11 protein-coding genes are annotated in these 15033 nt (G+C 58.9%); 3 read left to right on the top strand and 8 right to left on the bottom strand.

Features of this window, described 5'->3' with window-relative positions; translation table 11 throughout:
• Positions 1–133: 133 nt before the first annotated feature.
• Positions 134–1225 (top strand): HNH endonuclease signature motif containing protein, encoded by a 1092-nt coding sequence (locus tag L8U60_RS08435; protein WP_269965926.1) that lies wholly within the window; start codon positions 134–136, stop codon positions 1223–1225.
• Positions 1226–1296: 71 nt separating this feature from the next.
• Here the strand turns inward: L8U60_RS08435 and L8U60_RS08430 are convergent, their stop codons facing one another.
• The 5 genes from L8U60_RS08430 to lexA all read right to left on the bottom strand — a co-directional run bounded on the left by L8U60_RS08430 (position 1297) and on the right by lexA (position 6345).
• Positions 1297–1566, bottom strand: coding sequence for an HPr family phosphocarrier protein (locus L8U60_RS08430; RefSeq protein WP_269965925.1), 270 nt, complete (start codon positions 1564–1566; stop codon positions 1297–1299).
• A gap of 64 nt (positions 1567–1630) precedes the next feature.
• The gene (locus tag L8U60_RS08425) at positions 1631–3643 is read right to left on the bottom strand and encodes a PTS fructose transporter subunit IIABC (protein WP_269965924.1); all 2013 of its coding nucleotides are present in this window, start codon (positions 3641–3643) and stop codon (positions 1631–1633) included.
• Positions 3644–3649: 6 nt separating this feature from the next.
• Complete coding sequence (locus L8U60_RS08420) at positions 3650–4636, bottom strand: 1-phosphofructokinase family hexose kinase (RefSeq protein WP_269965923.1); 987 nt, start codon at positions 4634–4636, stop codon at positions 3650–3652.
• 143 nt (positions 4637–4779) lie between these two features.
• Complete coding sequence (locus L8U60_RS08415) at positions 4780–5559, bottom strand: DeoR/GlpR family DNA-binding transcription regulator (RefSeq protein ID WP_269965922.1); 780 nt, start codon at positions 5557–5559, stop codon at positions 4780–4782.
• A 111-nt stretch (positions 5560–5670) separates the two neighbouring features.
• A complete protein-coding gene (lexA, locus tag L8U60_RS08410) occupies positions 5671–6345 on the bottom strand; it encodes a transcriptional repressor LexA (RefSeq protein ID WP_269965921.1) in 675 nt (224 codons plus the stop codon).
• 233 nt (positions 6346–6578) lie between these two features.
• Here lexA and L8U60_RS08405 point away from each other — a divergent pair, with 233 nt between their 5' ends.
• Positions 6579–6950 (top strand): hypothetical protein, encoded by a 372-nt coding sequence (locus L8U60_RS08405; protein ID WP_269965920.1) that lies wholly within the window; start codon positions 6579–6581, stop codon positions 6948–6950.
• Between the two features lie 60 nt (positions 6951–7010).
• Positions 7011–7475 (top strand): transcriptional regulator NrdR, encoded by a 465-nt coding sequence (gene nrdR, locus L8U60_RS08400; RefSeq protein WP_269965919.1) that lies wholly within the window; start codon positions 7011–7013, stop codon positions 7473–7475.
• Here the strand turns inward: nrdR and hrpA are convergent.
• The 3 genes from hrpA to L8U60_RS08385 form a co-directional block, all read right to left on the bottom strand.
• Positions 7472–11398, bottom strand: coding sequence for an ATP-dependent RNA helicase HrpA (gene hrpA, locus L8U60_RS08395; RefSeq protein WP_269965918.1), 3927 nt, complete (start codon positions 11396–11398; stop codon positions 7472–7474). The two genes, nrdR and hrpA, sit on opposite strands and share 4 nt — an antisense overlap.
• Positions 11399–11431: 33 nt before the next feature.
• Positions 11432–12394 carry a hydrogen peroxide-inducible genes activator gene (locus L8U60_RS08390; RefSeq protein WP_269965917.1) on the bottom strand — a complete coding sequence of 321 codons (963 nt, stop codon included), beginning with the start codon at positions 12392–12394 and terminating at the stop codon, positions 11432–11434.
• 61 nt (positions 12395–12455) lie between these two features.
• Entirely contained in the window at positions 12456–15008 is a 2553-nt protein-coding gene (locus tag L8U60_RS08385; RefSeq protein WP_269965916.1) for a DEAD/DEAH box helicase, read from the bottom strand.
• Positions 15009–15033 lie beyond the last annotated feature (25 nt).

The raw sequence follows: 15033 nt of genomic DNA, 5'->3' as shown, positions 1-15033 counted from the left end.
GGCCTGTTTCTGCTGGTCCTCCGCTTCCTGCGCGGGCTTGAGCCCGTGCACCCTGTGGATAGATTTTTGGGTTATCCACAGGTTTTTGGGGCCCTGTTCGCGCGTTGTTGCGTTTGCGTTTAGCGTTGCCGGCATGAACGTATTCGGATCACTGGTGGCGGGTTTAACCAACCCGATCGAGGCCCTGGCAGACTTTGATGCCCAGGTACTCCTCGATGCTGGCTGCAGCCCTGCCCGTGTTCGCGAATTAGTAAAAGTCCACAAGGCCTTCTACGGCAAGACCAAGTTCACCCGTAAGCAAGCCAACGCCATCAAGATCGCGCGCTCGACGAAGAAGTCCATGGATCAGCTGGCCTACATCGAGGGCCGCCTCGTTGGGGTCACCGACCCCAACGAGAAGTGGGACCTCCGCCTTGCCCTTCTGTCCATCCCGGGGAATTACGAGACGCTCAAGCGCCGTTCCAAAGACATCGTGCCCGAGGTGGACAAGCCAGCTCCGGAATCATCAGTTGGGTTTGGTCGCTCCCGTGACGAGTCCCGCCCGATGAACGTCATGGGTCCAGAACGAGACATGGCAGCCATCGAATACGCACTACGCCAAGACCTCAAAGACGGCCCCGCCGGCCCGCAGATGTACGAAAAACTCATGCGCCTCCTGGGTCTTCGCCCCGACGCTGAAGACGAGACCCCAACCCGAATCGCTCCTGCAGTGCCCCGCCCCTTGATCCTCATCCCACTGGAGGAACACATCACAATCATGGGTGGTGACGGGGACGAAGTCATCCTGGGGCTGACTGATGGCACGACGATGACTGGTGCGGAGTTTTTGGCCCAGAATTTTGGGGACGTCCTAGAAGTAGCGATGTTTCACCCGCAGGAAGGCCCGGTTAACCTGTACGACACGCAGCGCTTCGCCAACCAGAAACAACGCGACCTGGCACGTGCCACGATGCCGACGTGTCCTGTGCCGGATTGTAGGCATGCAGCCGATAACTGCGAGGTCCACCACATCAAAGCCTGGTCCAAGGGTGGGTTAACCAATATGGATAACCTGGCGATGCTGTGCAGGTACCACAACCGCACCAACGACGATGACCCTTCCAAGCCCCACCACGGGCGGGTGGAAAACATCCGGGGAACACCGATGTGGAGATCACCGAACGGATACCTGGTGCCCAACACCGTCCACCCATTCGGGGCGATGACACTGCTGTACGGCAGATAGCCCACCACCTCATCTAATAGCCGGCTCGTCCGGCTATTTGGTGTGCCCAAAAGGCTAATGAGAGTGGGTGGTTATTCGTCGTCAAGATTCGATGCGATGAGTCCAGCGATTTCTTTAACGGCTTCCTCATTATCGGACGTGACTGTCACCTCGTCGCCGTGTTCGGCGCCCATGGCCATGATCATCAGCGCGGAGGCAGCGTCGGTTTCATCGCCTTCATCCCCGCCGACGAGGGTGAGGATGATGTCTTCGTCGTAGCCACCAGCTGCCTCAGCAATAACGGTGGCGGGGCGGGCGTGCAGCCCAACGGTGGAGCCAACTGTCACGGTGGTGGAAGCCATGTGGTTGTCCTTTCGACGATGATGGGGAATCCGTTCTGGTGTCCCATCGTAGAGAAACTTGTGTCTAGGTAGTGGTAGGGGCGGTGGTTTGCGCGTCTGTGGCATCGACGGCATCGGCGGCATTGTTGCGCCAGAGCTGCTTGGCGGCCAGCACAGCGACGGTGCTCACCAACACGCCGACGGCGAGGGCGATGAACATGCCCCACCACGGCTCATAGGCGAAGATGACAAAGATTCCACCATGTGGTGCGCGTGCGCCAACCCCCAGAGCCATGGAGGTAGCGCCGGCAGCAGCGCCACCCAGCATCATGGAGGGGATGACGCGGAACGGATCTGCAGCAGCGAAGGGAATAGCGCCTTCAGAGACAAAGGACAACCCCAGAAGCCAGGCTGATTTGCCATTTTCTTGTTCCGCCACGGTGAACAGTTGAGAACGCAGAAACGTAGCAATGGACAGCGCAATAGGCGGGACCATGCCGGAGATCATCACCGCGGCCATGATTTCAAATGCTGCGTCCGTGCCAGCGGACAAACCGGCGGTGCCAAACAGATATGCTGCCTTGTTCACAGGGCCACCGAGATCGAAGCACATCATGAGGCCGATGATGATGCCCAGGAGGATCGCTGAGGTCCCCGTCATGGAGTCGAGCCATCCTTGCAAGCTCGTCATCAACGCCCCCAGTGGACGCCCAAGCAACAAGAACATGACCAGCCCGACACCAAGTGATGCCAGCAACGGAATGATCACCACTGGCATAAGGGATGCCAGCCAGCGCGGTACGGACCATGATCCAATCCAATACGCAATCGCACCAGCCAACACGCCGGTGACCAGTCCGCCGATGAAACCTGCGCCCAGCATGACGGAGATAGCACCGCCTATGAATCCTGGCGCAATGCCAGGGCGTCCTGCAAGGCCGTAGGCGATGTAGCCAGACAAGGCAGCCACAACGAATTGCATCCCCATCTGCCCGATGGCAAAGAGGATGGCGCCGAGATAGAGGGGCCAGCCGGAGCGGTCGAAGGTGGTGGGGGAGCCGTCGATAAGCATTTCATTGCTTGGCAGATTCGTGGGGGAGTACTCGACGGGAATGACCTGCCAGCCGTTGGCCACGTCGTAGCCGCCGACGAGGAAGCCGAGGGCAAGCAACAGGCCGCCGGCCGCGACGAACGGCACCATGTAGGAAACGCCGGTCATGATGGCCTGCTGAATGCGCGTGAGCCAGCTCGTTCCAGGCGTGGTGGTGTCAGCGTTGACCTGCGCATCCGGAACACGGCGCGCGTTCGGGTTATCCGCAGCTGCGATCGCTTCATCGATCATCGCATTCGGCTCATTGATGCCACGTTTCACAGGACTGTCCACCACGGGCTTGCCCGCGAAGCGCTTAGGATCGCGGATCGCCACATCGTGGGCGAAAATCACGGCGTCAGCGCGCGCAATGAAATCCGCGTCAACTGGGTTACCGCCCGATGAGCCTTGCGGTTCGACGCGCAGCTCAACATCGTTGCGGCCGCGCGCAGCCTGCTCGAGTGCATCCGCTGCCATGTACGTGTGCGCGATGCCCGTCGCACAGGAAGTCACTGCGACGATGCGCTTTTTCTGCTTATCGACGTTCGCCGCCCCCGCATCAAGCACCTCATCGACAGCTTCTACGACGTCCTCCGGAGTGCGAGCTTGGCGCAGAGTATCGATGAAATCCCCACGAACAAGTGCCCGGGCGAGCTTGGACAGGATCTTGAGGTGTGCCTTCCCGCCGCCTTCCGGGGCGGCAATGAGGAAAACAAGATCTGCATCCCCGTCAGGACCGGCAAAGTCAACGGGACGAGAAAGGCGAGTAAATGCCAAGGTCGGTTCGGTGACAGCGGTAGTGCGGCAGTGAGGGATTGCCACGCGACCATTGACACCGGTGCCTGCTTTAGCTTCGCGAGCAATCGCTGCATCAGCCAGCTCCTGAGGTGAACTAGTACGCCCTGCGGAGGAAACGAGGGCAGCCAGGTGCTCAATGACATCGCGTGGTGCAGCGCCACAGTCTGCATCTAATGCCACAAGTTCAGTGGTGATGGTGGGGGAAGTCATAAGGGATTACTCCATCTCCTCGCCGGTAGCCCTAGAAACAGCCTTCGCAATCGTGCGCGCGAGATCAATATCATCCGGTGTCGGAATAGCTGTGCCGGGATTCGAAGCTGCAGCGGTGCCATACGCCACCGAATAACGCAGGGCCTCTGGGTAATCCATTCCGCGCATCCGTGCAAATACGTAGCCAGCCAAAGCACTGTCACCGGCACCCACCGTGGAACGGATTTGTGCTGGTGGCGGCGTAGCGGACCAGACACCGTCGGCGGTAACCAGGCAGGCGCCAGCGCCGCCGAGAGTGACCAGAAGCTCCGATACACCCCGGGCAACGACGGAGCAGGCCGCATCTACTACTGGCCTGAGATCCCCGCGAGAAGCGGCTTCCTCAAGCATCTGGCCGTCCACATCTGCGAGCTGACCAAGCTCATACCCGTTGGGCTTCATGATGTCGGGGCTAATACTTTCAAGTCCCTCACCCAGCGCGATGAGCGGTTCATCGGACGTATCTACTGCAATGAGTGCTTCGGGATGAGCGCGTCGCGCCGTAGCAACCAGCGTGGAGTACCAATCACGCGGCGCACCCGGTGGGAGCGAACCCGCAAACACCACAACATCAGCCTGAGCCGCGTTAGCTTCCACGGCCTCTTCAAGCTCTCCAATAACCTCCGGGTTTAACTGGGCGCCAGATTCATTGAGCTTGGTGGTCACACCTGCTGTGTCAGTGATGGTCGTGTTGGTGCGCACACACCCATCGACTGCGACAGTGTGCAGCGGTATGTCAGCCTCATGGGTGAGCATGACAAAGGGATCCCTGTCGTTGGCGGGTGCTAGAGCCAGAGTCTGCTCGCCCGCTTTGAGCAGCGTGTGGGCGACATTAATACCTTTGCCGCCGGGTTCACGTGAACTTGAGATCACGCGGATCACCTCACCAGCAGTGAGCTGATCAACAGTGTAGGTGACATCAATGCTCGGGTTTGGCGTGAAAGTGAAGATCACGGAAGGAATACCCCTAACAGGTTGTGGATGGGGTGGAGCGGGAAAAACTCCTCCGCCCGAGTATGCCCGATAGCGTTTGTGTAAGACAGTAAACCCGGACCTAAACCCACACGCATAGCGAGAATACGCACATAGAGGTGGGATTAACCAGCCAAAACAACCTCGATGCCGCGTTCTGTGAGTTCTTCAACGTAGGACGCGGGTGCGTCGGTGTCCGTGATCACGACATCAATGGAATCAAGCGGTGCAAAACTGACGAGGTAGTCAGTTCCCAACTTCGAAGAGTCACACAGAACAACAACCTTTCGTGTGTTTGTCACCATGGCGGACTTCACCGCTGCTTCCTGGGCATCAGCAGTGGAAAGACCGTGATCCACGGTTAGCGCGTTGGTCCCGATGAATGCGACATCTGCCCGGAGGAGTGCCAACGTGCGCAAGGCAGTGTCACCAACAACAGCCTGCGTAATGGCGCGCACGGTGCCGCCCAACAACTGGACATTAAGGACGCCCTGGCTGGACAAGTCCAATGCGATGGGTAGGGAATTAGTAACAAACGAGAGCGACGGTGCTTCAGAGCGCTCCTTGATCAAACTGGCGAGAATGTTGATGGTGGTGCCGGAATCAAGAAAGACAGAACCGCCAGGCGCGGGCAGAAAATCAAGTGCCGCTTGCGCGATGGCGGATTTAGCGGTGGCCGCCGAGCGGTAGCGCGTCTGAAGAGGGAACTCAGTGGTGAGGTAGGACTGATTCGACACAGCGCCACCATGGACACGCTGAACGACACCATCACGGTCGAGCACCGCGAGGTCACGGCGAATTGTTTCAGCCGTGACATCGAAGCGTTCCGACAGCTCGGTGACATTCACGCGTCCCTCAACTGCGGTGAGGGACGCGATCTGGCGGCGACGCTCTTCGGCGTACATGGGACTTCCTTGAATACGGGGGCTGCTAACACCCCTCATTATGTACGTGTGGCGTTGGAAACGTTGCCCGGGTCCCTGTGGCTACGCCCGATTCACCCCCGTGAGGGTGGATTAGAGCTTGCGGAAAACAGAGACGACAAGGCCCATGATTTCTGCTTCATCGCCCTTGATGGGTGAGAAGGCGTCGTTGTGAGGCAGGAGCCAGACGCCGGTGGAGTCCTTGTGGAATTCCTTTACCGTGGCTTCGCCATCGATCAGCGCTGCGACGAACTGGCCCTCTTCTGCGACGGGCTGGGTGCGTACGGCAACCCAGTCACCATCGAGGATGCCGGCATCGCGCATGGATTCACCAACAACCTGGAGCAAGTACAAGTCCCCGTCACCAACGAGCTCCGATGGAAGCGGGAAGTACTCCGTGACATTTTCCTCCGCCAGGATCGGATTGCCGGCGGCTATCTGCCCCACGACGGGGATGTAGCGTGGCGCAGCCGCATCCTCGGGGACATCCGCATCCTTCTTGTTCTTCTTGCGTCCGGTGTGGGGGAGGTGGCGCAGATCGACAGCGCGTGGCTTGTTGGGGTCCCTGCGCAAGAAGCCCTTCTTCTCCAGCTCTTTCAGCTGGTAGGCCACAGACGAAGTGGACTGCAATCCAGCAGCGTCACCGATCTCGCGAATGCTTGGCGGGTAGCCGCGCAACACCACTGCATCTTGGATGACTTCGAGGATGCGACGCTGGCGGTCGCTCAGTGTTCGAACGTCAGGTTTCTTGTCTTCTTGCCTAGTCATCTCGTTGTTGGTCCTTCCTCTGGGGCACTGAATTGGTGCCGTATGTGTTCCCTTAACTCTTGTTTCTACCACGATTAAGCAAATTTGTTCGATATTTTTGCGCTACGTCTGGACAAACTTTTCTCCGGTTGCTATAAATCGAACATAGTAACTATCGAACATTCAAGCGAAGCAGTCAATCGAACATGTCTTACCGGTTCGTAGAATCGTAGGCAGTACAGAAAGGAATCATCATGACCATCTCTATTGCACGTCCTCACAATGCTGATATTGCCCGCAATGAGCTTCGTCGTACCGTGCAGCCGGCAGACGTTTGGGATATTAATTCCATGCGGGGCGCTCGCCGTTATGCTGCTCATGTTCGAACGTTGGACGCATCTGATCGAAAGGGTGCGCTAACGCACCGGGGGAGTTCGGTGGCGCGGGAGGATGCTTTCGAAAACATGGAGACTCGCCGTGAGAAGCGTGGTGCCATCGCCATGGGGGTTTTGTTGGGCATTGGGCTGTTTGTTGGCTCGGCACTTGGTGGTGCATTCTCCAGTGGTGACGTGGACCCGGCGTCCATCGCACCGGTTGACGTTGTCGCCAGTGTCGAGGCACGTTGAGCCACGACCGGAGCACAGTAGCTAGATACCTTCTGCAAGGGGAGAGTAGAATCCTATCCTGTGCATTGCCCTTTCTGTCATAACGATCATTCCCGTGTCTCGGACTCACGTCTGGTAGACGCGGGTTCTGCTATTCGCCGCCGCCGTGAGTGCACCGCGTGTGGGGGCCGATTCACCACGATTGAGAAAGCGGTCCTTACTGTGGTGAAGCGCAACGGCGTGAGCGAGCCTTTTGATAGGGACAAGCTGATTGTCGGTGTGCGTCGCGCATGCCAAGGGCGCGATGTGTCGGATGACGCGTTGAAGCGTCTCGCCCAAGAAGTAGAAGAGATTGTGCGCGCTCAAGGCAGTTCACAAGTTCTGTCCAACGACATCGGTCTGGCCATCCTTGAGCCACTGCGAGCGCTCGATGAGGTGGCCTACCTGCGCTTCGCATCGGTGTACAAGTCCTTCGAAAGCGCAGATGACTTTGAGTCGGAGATCCGTCTCATGCGACGCCGCGACCGCGATATTGATGAGCTTTAAAGCTTGTCTACCATTTTCTCAATACGTCGTGGGCTGACCGGCTTGGATGTGCCCAGCCGCTGAGCAAAGAGGCTGACGCGGAGCTCCTCAATTCGCCAGAGGATTTCTTTTACCGCCTTCGACCTGGCCGCGCCCTTGGGCAGGCGCGCTAGTTTCGCATCAAGATACGCCTTGACATCAGCGATGACCGCTTGGCGGTCCGCATCTCGGTCTGGATCCCGGTTCATCTCTTCAAGACGGACCTGTACAGCCGATAGGTAACGCGGCAAGTGCTGGAGATGCTCCATGCCATGAATAGTGATGGCATTCTTGGGCAAGAGGAAGGCCATTTGTGCCTTGATGTCATCAATCGCGGGGCCACTCCACTTTTCAAGCTCAGCTGCTATGTTGATGTATTCGGCAACACCACCAGCGATGCCGACGACGGCGCGTCGCACAGCACCAGGCACTTCTGGTTTCACTTTGCTCAGCAGAGTGTCGAATTCTTCCGGGGTGCGCACTGGTCCACCGTGAGTGAACATGAGGTCGCGGATGGCAGCAATGCGGGCATCTTCGACGAGGCCAGCCGCGCCACCATGGGGGTATTTGTCTACCGCCACGCGTTGGCGCAAGGGCAGCCCCTTGATCATCTGGGGCGCGGAGACGGAAATCTGGCGCATGAGCATGGCCAGGGTTGCGGTGACCATGGATGCGTCGGCAGCAGCCTTGGTGGGGAAGACCTTGACGCGCACGCCATCCTTGGTTGCTTCCAACGCGGGGAAAGCGTCGACGTGGTTGCCTTCAATCTTCGTGGTCACGGTTTCTGGTACGGCACCAAGGGTGTCGGCTGTCCACTCAGTCACTGAGTCGGTTTCGGCCTTCTTGGTGGCCTTGGCCACGGAAGATGTGATCTGGCCGGCGCGGCGCTTCTTCAGTTCCGCGAGGCTCTTGTCATGGTCCGTGATGGTGCCACGCCTATCGACGGACGCAAACGTTATCTTCAAATGCTCCGGCAGCGCATCTGGTTGGAAATCAGAGGCGTTGATGCCGTGACCACCAAAGGATCGCAGGATCTCCGCGAGCTGCTCTGCCATCGGGGACTCGAAGGGCACGAGCCTGTCCATGGCGCGGGTGGCGAACTCCGGTGCCGGCACCAAGGTCTTGCGCAGTGCCTTGGGCAAGGAGCGGATGAGCTCCGTCACCAGCTCTTCGCGTACGCCGGGAACGAGCCAATCGAAATCGGTGTCTTCCAGCCCCGCAAGCAGTGGAACCGGAATGAGTACGGTGACGCCGTCTAAAGGATCACCGGGCTCGAACTTGTACTGGAGGTCGTAATTGATGCTGCCTTGGCGCCACTTGTCGGGGAAGGCGGCTTCGGAGGAGTCGGCGCCGATGTCGTCGATAAGCTTGGCCGGATCGAAGTCGAGGAAGTCCGGTTCATGGTGGCGCTTCTTCTTCCACCAGGCGTCAAAGTGGCGGCCGGTGCCGATGTTGTCGGGGATGCGGGCATCGTAAAAGTCGAACAATGCGTCTTCGTCGACGACGAGGCCACGGCGGCGAACCTTCTCCTCAATCGCACTAGCTTCCTCAAGCAGCTGGGCATTGTGCTTCAAGAATGTGTGATGTGCGTTCCATTCATTGCCGATGAGCGCATGGCGAATGAACATGGTGCGTGCGGCCTCCATGTCCACGCGGTGGTACGGCACACGTCGATCAGCAACGACAGTGACGCCGTACAACATGGACTTTTGGTGCACCATTGGCGCTGCCCGCTTGGTGGACCAGAAAGGTTCGGAGTAGGAGTGCTTGAGCAGATCAGCGGCAACCTTTTCCACCCACGCTGGATCAATCGCAGCGACATCGCGTGCCCAGAGACGTGACGTTTCCAACAACTCTGCGGCCATGACAAACTCTGGGGGTTTCTTTGCCAGCACGGAGCCGGGGAAAACCATGAAGCGAGTGCCGCGAGCCCCCTTGAATTCCTTGGAGTTTCCGTCGCGTGCACCGATGTTGGACAACAAACCGGTGAGCAAGGACTGGTGCACAGACATCGGGTCGCGTTCACCGGCATCGGCGTGGCGCAGGTTAGTCCATCCCAGCTGTTTTTGGGCTTCACGCAGCTGGCCGACGAGGTCGAACCACTCGCGAATTCGCATGTAGTGGAGGAATTCCTTCTTCATGCGTTTGCGGAAAGCGTTGCCGGACAGTTCGTCGCGGGCGTCCTTGATGTAGTCCCACAGGTTCAATGCCGCGAGGAAGTCAGACGTCTTGTCCTTGAATCGGGCATGGGCTTGATCCGCCTGGGCCTGGAACTCCAGCGGGCGTTCGCGGACATCTTGGATGGTCATCGCGGCGACGATGACGGTGACATCAGCCAACACACCAAGACGGTTGGCTTCCACCAGCATGCGCGCCATACGTGGGTCAACGGGGATACGCGCAATGTCACGGCCAACGGGTGTGAGCACGGGGAGGTCGCGGTCTTCCTTATCGGTGATCGCCCCGAGTTCATGCAGGAGCATGAGGCCATCGCGCACGGCCTTCTTGTCAGGGGACTGGACGAAAGGAAACTCAGCGATGTTCCCGAGACGTAGATTGATCATCTGCAAGATGACGCTGGCCAGGTTGGTGCGCAGGATCTCCGGGTCGGTGAACTCGGGCCGTGAATTGAAGTTGTCTTCGGAATACAAGCGAATGGCAATGCCGTCCGCAATGCGGCCCGAGCGGCCGGAGCGCTGGTTGGCGCTGGCCTGAGAGATCTCCTCGATGGGTAGCCGCTGCACCTTTGTGCGCGTGGAGTAGCGGGAGATACGCGCCAGGCCGGTGTCCACGACGTAGTGAATACCAGGCACGGTGAGCGATGTTTCCGCAATGTTGGTGGCAAGCACGATGCGGCGGCCCGAATGCGGTGAGAACACGCGGTGCTGTTCCGCATTAGACAGTCGGCCGAAGAGGGGAGTGACTTCCACATTGCGCCAGCGCTGTTTCTCAATCACTTCCATCGCGTCGCGGATGTCGCGCTCGGAAGCGAAGAAGCACAAAATGTCGCCATCGCCTTCAGTCATGAGCTCTTTGAGAGCACTGACAAGCCCGTCAAGCATGTCAATGTCCACGACCTTGGTGTCGCCCTTCTTACTGGTCACTTCAGTTTCGAGGGGGCGGTAGCGAATCTCAACGGGGTAGGTGCGGCCAGAAACCTCAATGATGGGAGCGGGAGTGCCGTCCTTGTCAGCAAAGTGCGCCGCGAATCGTTCCGGATCGATCGTGGCGGAGGTGATGATCACCTTCAGGTCAGGTCTGTGTGGCAGCAGCTTCTTCAGGTAGCCAAGCAGAAAGTCAATGTTGAGGGACCGTTCGTGTGCCTCATCGATGATGATGGTGTCGTAGGCATTCAGGTAGCGGTCACGCTGCATTTCGGCGAGCAGAATGCCGTCTGTCATGAGCTTGACGGCGGTGGTGGCGGATACGCGGTCGTCGAAACGAATGGCGTAGCCCACGGATTCACCGATGTCTTGGCCAAGTTCGTCCGCGATACGTTCAGCTACTGTTCGCGCAGCAATGCGGCGTGGCTGCGTGTGGCCGATGAGACCACGGCGTCCCCGGCCAAGATCGAGCAGCATTTTGGGGATCTGGGTGGTTTTACCGGAGCCGGTCTCACCAGCGATGATGACAACTTGGTTGTCACGGACCAGCTCCATGATCTTCTCACGTTGCTGCGAAACAGGGAGACTGTCCGGGTAGGTGATCGCAGGGACATGTTCGTCGATCGCTGCGACTGTGCGCGCTTGCGCGTCCATGTCTTTGCTTATCTGCGCCAAAGCCCCCGCCGAACGCGCTTTCCTCAACCTGCGTTGGAACCGTCGGACGGCTGCCAAGGGCAGCTGATCGAGCCGGGCATACAGGTCGCCGCGGGTGAGGTCGTTGGGGGATTGTGCGTTCGTCATATTCACCGCGGAAGTCTACCGGCAGTGGTGTATTTACTCGATTCGCAGGCCCAAGGGTGCGGCACTGGTGAGGGTCTTTTCATACGATTCGGTGATGGCCTCGCCCAGAGCAGCGAATTCTTCTGCGCGTGCGGAGGACTTTCGGTAGACAAGTCCCACGCGTCGTTCGGCGGTGACGGAAGGAGCAAACTGTGCCAAGGCGATGCCCGGGCGTGTGAATTCAGCGTGCACAGCGGAGGCGGGCAACAAGGTACATCCTTGACCGGCTGCGACGAGCTGGATGATGGTGCTCAGAGAAGCAGCGCGGCTTAAGGAGTCACTGTTGTAACCAACATCTACTTGGGCGAGGCGGCAGAGGTCCATGACGTGTTCGTGCATGCAGTGGCCGTCGTTAAGCAGCAAAAGGCGCACGTCATTGAGCATCTCCAGGGTGAGGTCCTCGCGGCCTTCCCATTCGTGCCCCTCAGGCAGTGCGGCGACGAAAGGTTCGGTGTAGAGCTCAATTTCGGTGAGACCTTGTTCTTTCGACGGAAAGGCGATGAGGGCAACATCAATCTTTCCGTCGCGCAGATTCTCCATCAGGTGCGGTGTTGTTGCCTCAATGATGGTGGGCTCAAGTTTGGGGAAGCGTTCCTGAATGATGGAGAGGAATTCGGGGAGCAAATACGGCGCGATAGTTGGGATCACGCCAATGGAGAGCTGACCGGTCAGAGATTCACGCCCACCGTAAATCTGTGCTTCGAGGACATCAGCTGCTTCCAGCACAGCGCGGGCGTAGGGGACAAGCTTCTGGCCGACGGGAGTGACAATCACCTTGCGCGTAGAGCGTTCAATGAGCTGAAGGTCGAGGCCTTTTTCCAACGTGGACAAGCCTTGGGAGAGCGAAGGCTGGGTGATGGAGAGTTTTTCTGCTGCAGTACCGAAGTGGCGGTTTTCCACGAGCGTGACAAACATGCGCAGCTGGGCAAGGGTGGGCAAGAAAGCTTTATCGGCCATGCCTATGACAATAGGATTAGCAATAGGTTTTTGTGCCGAAATTAAAGAAAAACTTTCACACTCACACGTGGCGCATGACCAAGGAACTCAGACGCACCTCACCAGCCGCATCGGATGCGTCAAGGTCCACGGTGCCGTGCAACTGGAATGCATTGTCACCCTCAGGGTCTTTGATGATCTGAGTGACAGTCCACTCGCGGCCCTCTGTTTCGGTGAGGGAGAAGAACTCAGGGCCACGAGCATCGCCGTCGAGCTCCACATCGTCGTACTCATCGAAGTAGTCATCCATGAGCGCCGGCCAATCCGGCTGATCTGCCAGATCCATGTAATCCAGCATGCCGGCCAGGTCCTTCTCCTTCTCGTAGGCAAAGAGCTCAACCAGGCGGAAGAAGTAATTGCGCACCATGATGGTGAAGGCGCGGCGGTTGGCGGTGAGAGCCGTGGGATCTTCCACACCGAAAGCCAGCTCGCGCTCCAGGTCGTCGCGGCTGATGGGGGTGGATTCGTCGTTCATGTGGGCCCATTCGTCGATAAGTGAAGAATCGACCTGGCGGATGAGCTCACCGAGCCACACGATGATGTCATCGAGCCGCTCCGTCATATACGCATCGGGGATGGAATGCGACAGTGTGCGCCACGCGTCGGTGAGGTAGCGCAGGACCACGCCTTCGCTGCGCGCGAGACCGTAGGTGGCAATGACATCGGAGAACGTCATCGCGTGCTCAATCATGTCGCGCACAACGGACTTGGGGGAGAGCTCGAATTCTTTCGCCCACGGGTTGCCCTGCGCGAAGGTTTCAAAAGCCTCTTCCAGTTCGTCTTTGAGTGGCTGGGGGTACGTCACATCCTCGATGAGTGCCATGCGCTCGGTGTAATCCACGCCCTCGGCCTTCAGTGCTGCGATCTCCTCGCCGCGCTCCTTCGTTTGCTGGGCCTGCAACAGCTGGCGCGGATCATCCAAGATTGCCTCGAAAGCGGAGATGACATCAAGGTCATAGCTTTCCGACGCCGGATCCAGCAGGGAAAGAAACGCCAAAGCGAAGGGCGACAACGGCTGGTTCAGAGCGAAATCCCGATCCAACTCTGCGGTGAGGGTGTACGGCCGGAATGCAGGCGAGTCAGGGGTCCGCTCCACCACACCGGCGGCGATGAGACCGCGGAAAAGATCCAGCGCAGTGAGGATGTCCTTGTTCTGTTTCGCGCGCGTGTCGTGGTTGCCGCGCAGCAGGTTCTTCATGTGCTCGTAGCCGTCCCCGGGGCGCGCAACAACATTGAGCAGCATGGAGTTAGACACCTGGAATTGGCTGGTCAGCTCCTCTGGCTCGGCTTGGGTAAGGCGCTGGAAGGTGCTCTCGGACCACGAGATCTCCCCATCGCGGGCTGACTTCTTGCGGATCTTCTTCAGCTTCTTCGGGTCATCCCCAGCCTTGCGACGTAGCTTCACGTTCTCAATCTCGTGCTCAGGGGCCTCGACGATCACGGTGCCTTCTGTATCAAAGCCGGCGCGACCAGCACGGCCAGCGATCTGGTGGAATTCACGCGACTTCACAATGCGCTGGCGGGTGCCGTCGAATTTAGCCAGGCCAGTCATGAGCACCGTGCGAATCGGGACATTGATGCCCACGCCGAGGGTGTCCGTGCCACAGATGACCTTCAAGTGTCCGGCCTGGGCAAGGCGCTCAACCAAGCGGCGGTACTTGGGCAGCATGCCCGCGTGGTGGATACCAATACCGCGGCGCAGCAGCTTGGACAGTGTTTTGCCGAAGGTGGTGGTGAAGCGGAAATCGCCGATGGCTTCCCGGATCTCTTCCTTCTCCTCGGCCGAGACCATGGGGATCGAGGTGAGGGCCTGCGCGCGTTCTGTGGCTTCACGCTGGGAGAAGTGCACGACGTACACCGGAGCCTTGCCGTCTCCCAGCAGCTCCTCGATCGTCTCGTGCACAGGGGTGAACACGTAGTGGAAGTCCAGGGGGACAGGACGCTCGGAGCCTCCGACGAAGGTCGTGTCACGGCCGGTGCGGCGGGTGAGGTCCTCCTCCAACCACGCCGTGTCTCCGAGGGTGGCGGACATGAGGAGGAACTGAGCCTGAGGCAGCTCCAGAAGCGGAACCTGCCATGCCCAGCCGCGCTCTGGGTCGGAGTAGTAGTGGAACTCATCCATCACCACCTGGCGGATATCGGAGTTCTTGCCTTCGCGGAGCGCGATGTTGGCCACGATCTCAGCAGTCGCGGCAATGATCGGTGCGTGCCCGTTGACGGTGGCATCACCCGTCATCATCCCGACATTTTCCGGGCCAAAGATCTCACACAGCGCAAAGAACTTCTCACTCACCAAAGCCTTAATCGGCGCGGTGTAAAAGGTGCGCTGACCACGGGCCATGGCAATGAAGTGGGCGGCATTGGCCACCATGGATTTACCGGAGCCCGTCGGAGTAGCCAGGATGACGTTGTCGCCGGCTAGCACAGCGAGGGATGCTTCCTCTTGTGCCGGGTAGAGGTTGATGCCACGCGATTGGGTCCAGTGGATGAAGGTGTCCCACACAGCATCGTCGAAAAGCGATGCGGGAACGTCATCCAAGTCCTTCAGCTTGTCACCGAGTGTTTCCGGAACCACCGCTTGTCCTGCTTCTGTCAACCTG

Source organism: Corynebacterium meitnerae (assembly GCF_027570075.1).
GTDB lineage: Bacteria > Actinomycetota > Actinomycetes > Mycobacteriales > Mycobacteriaceae > Corynebacterium > Corynebacterium meitnerae.
This window is presented reverse-complemented; position numbering and strand designations above follow the sequence as displayed.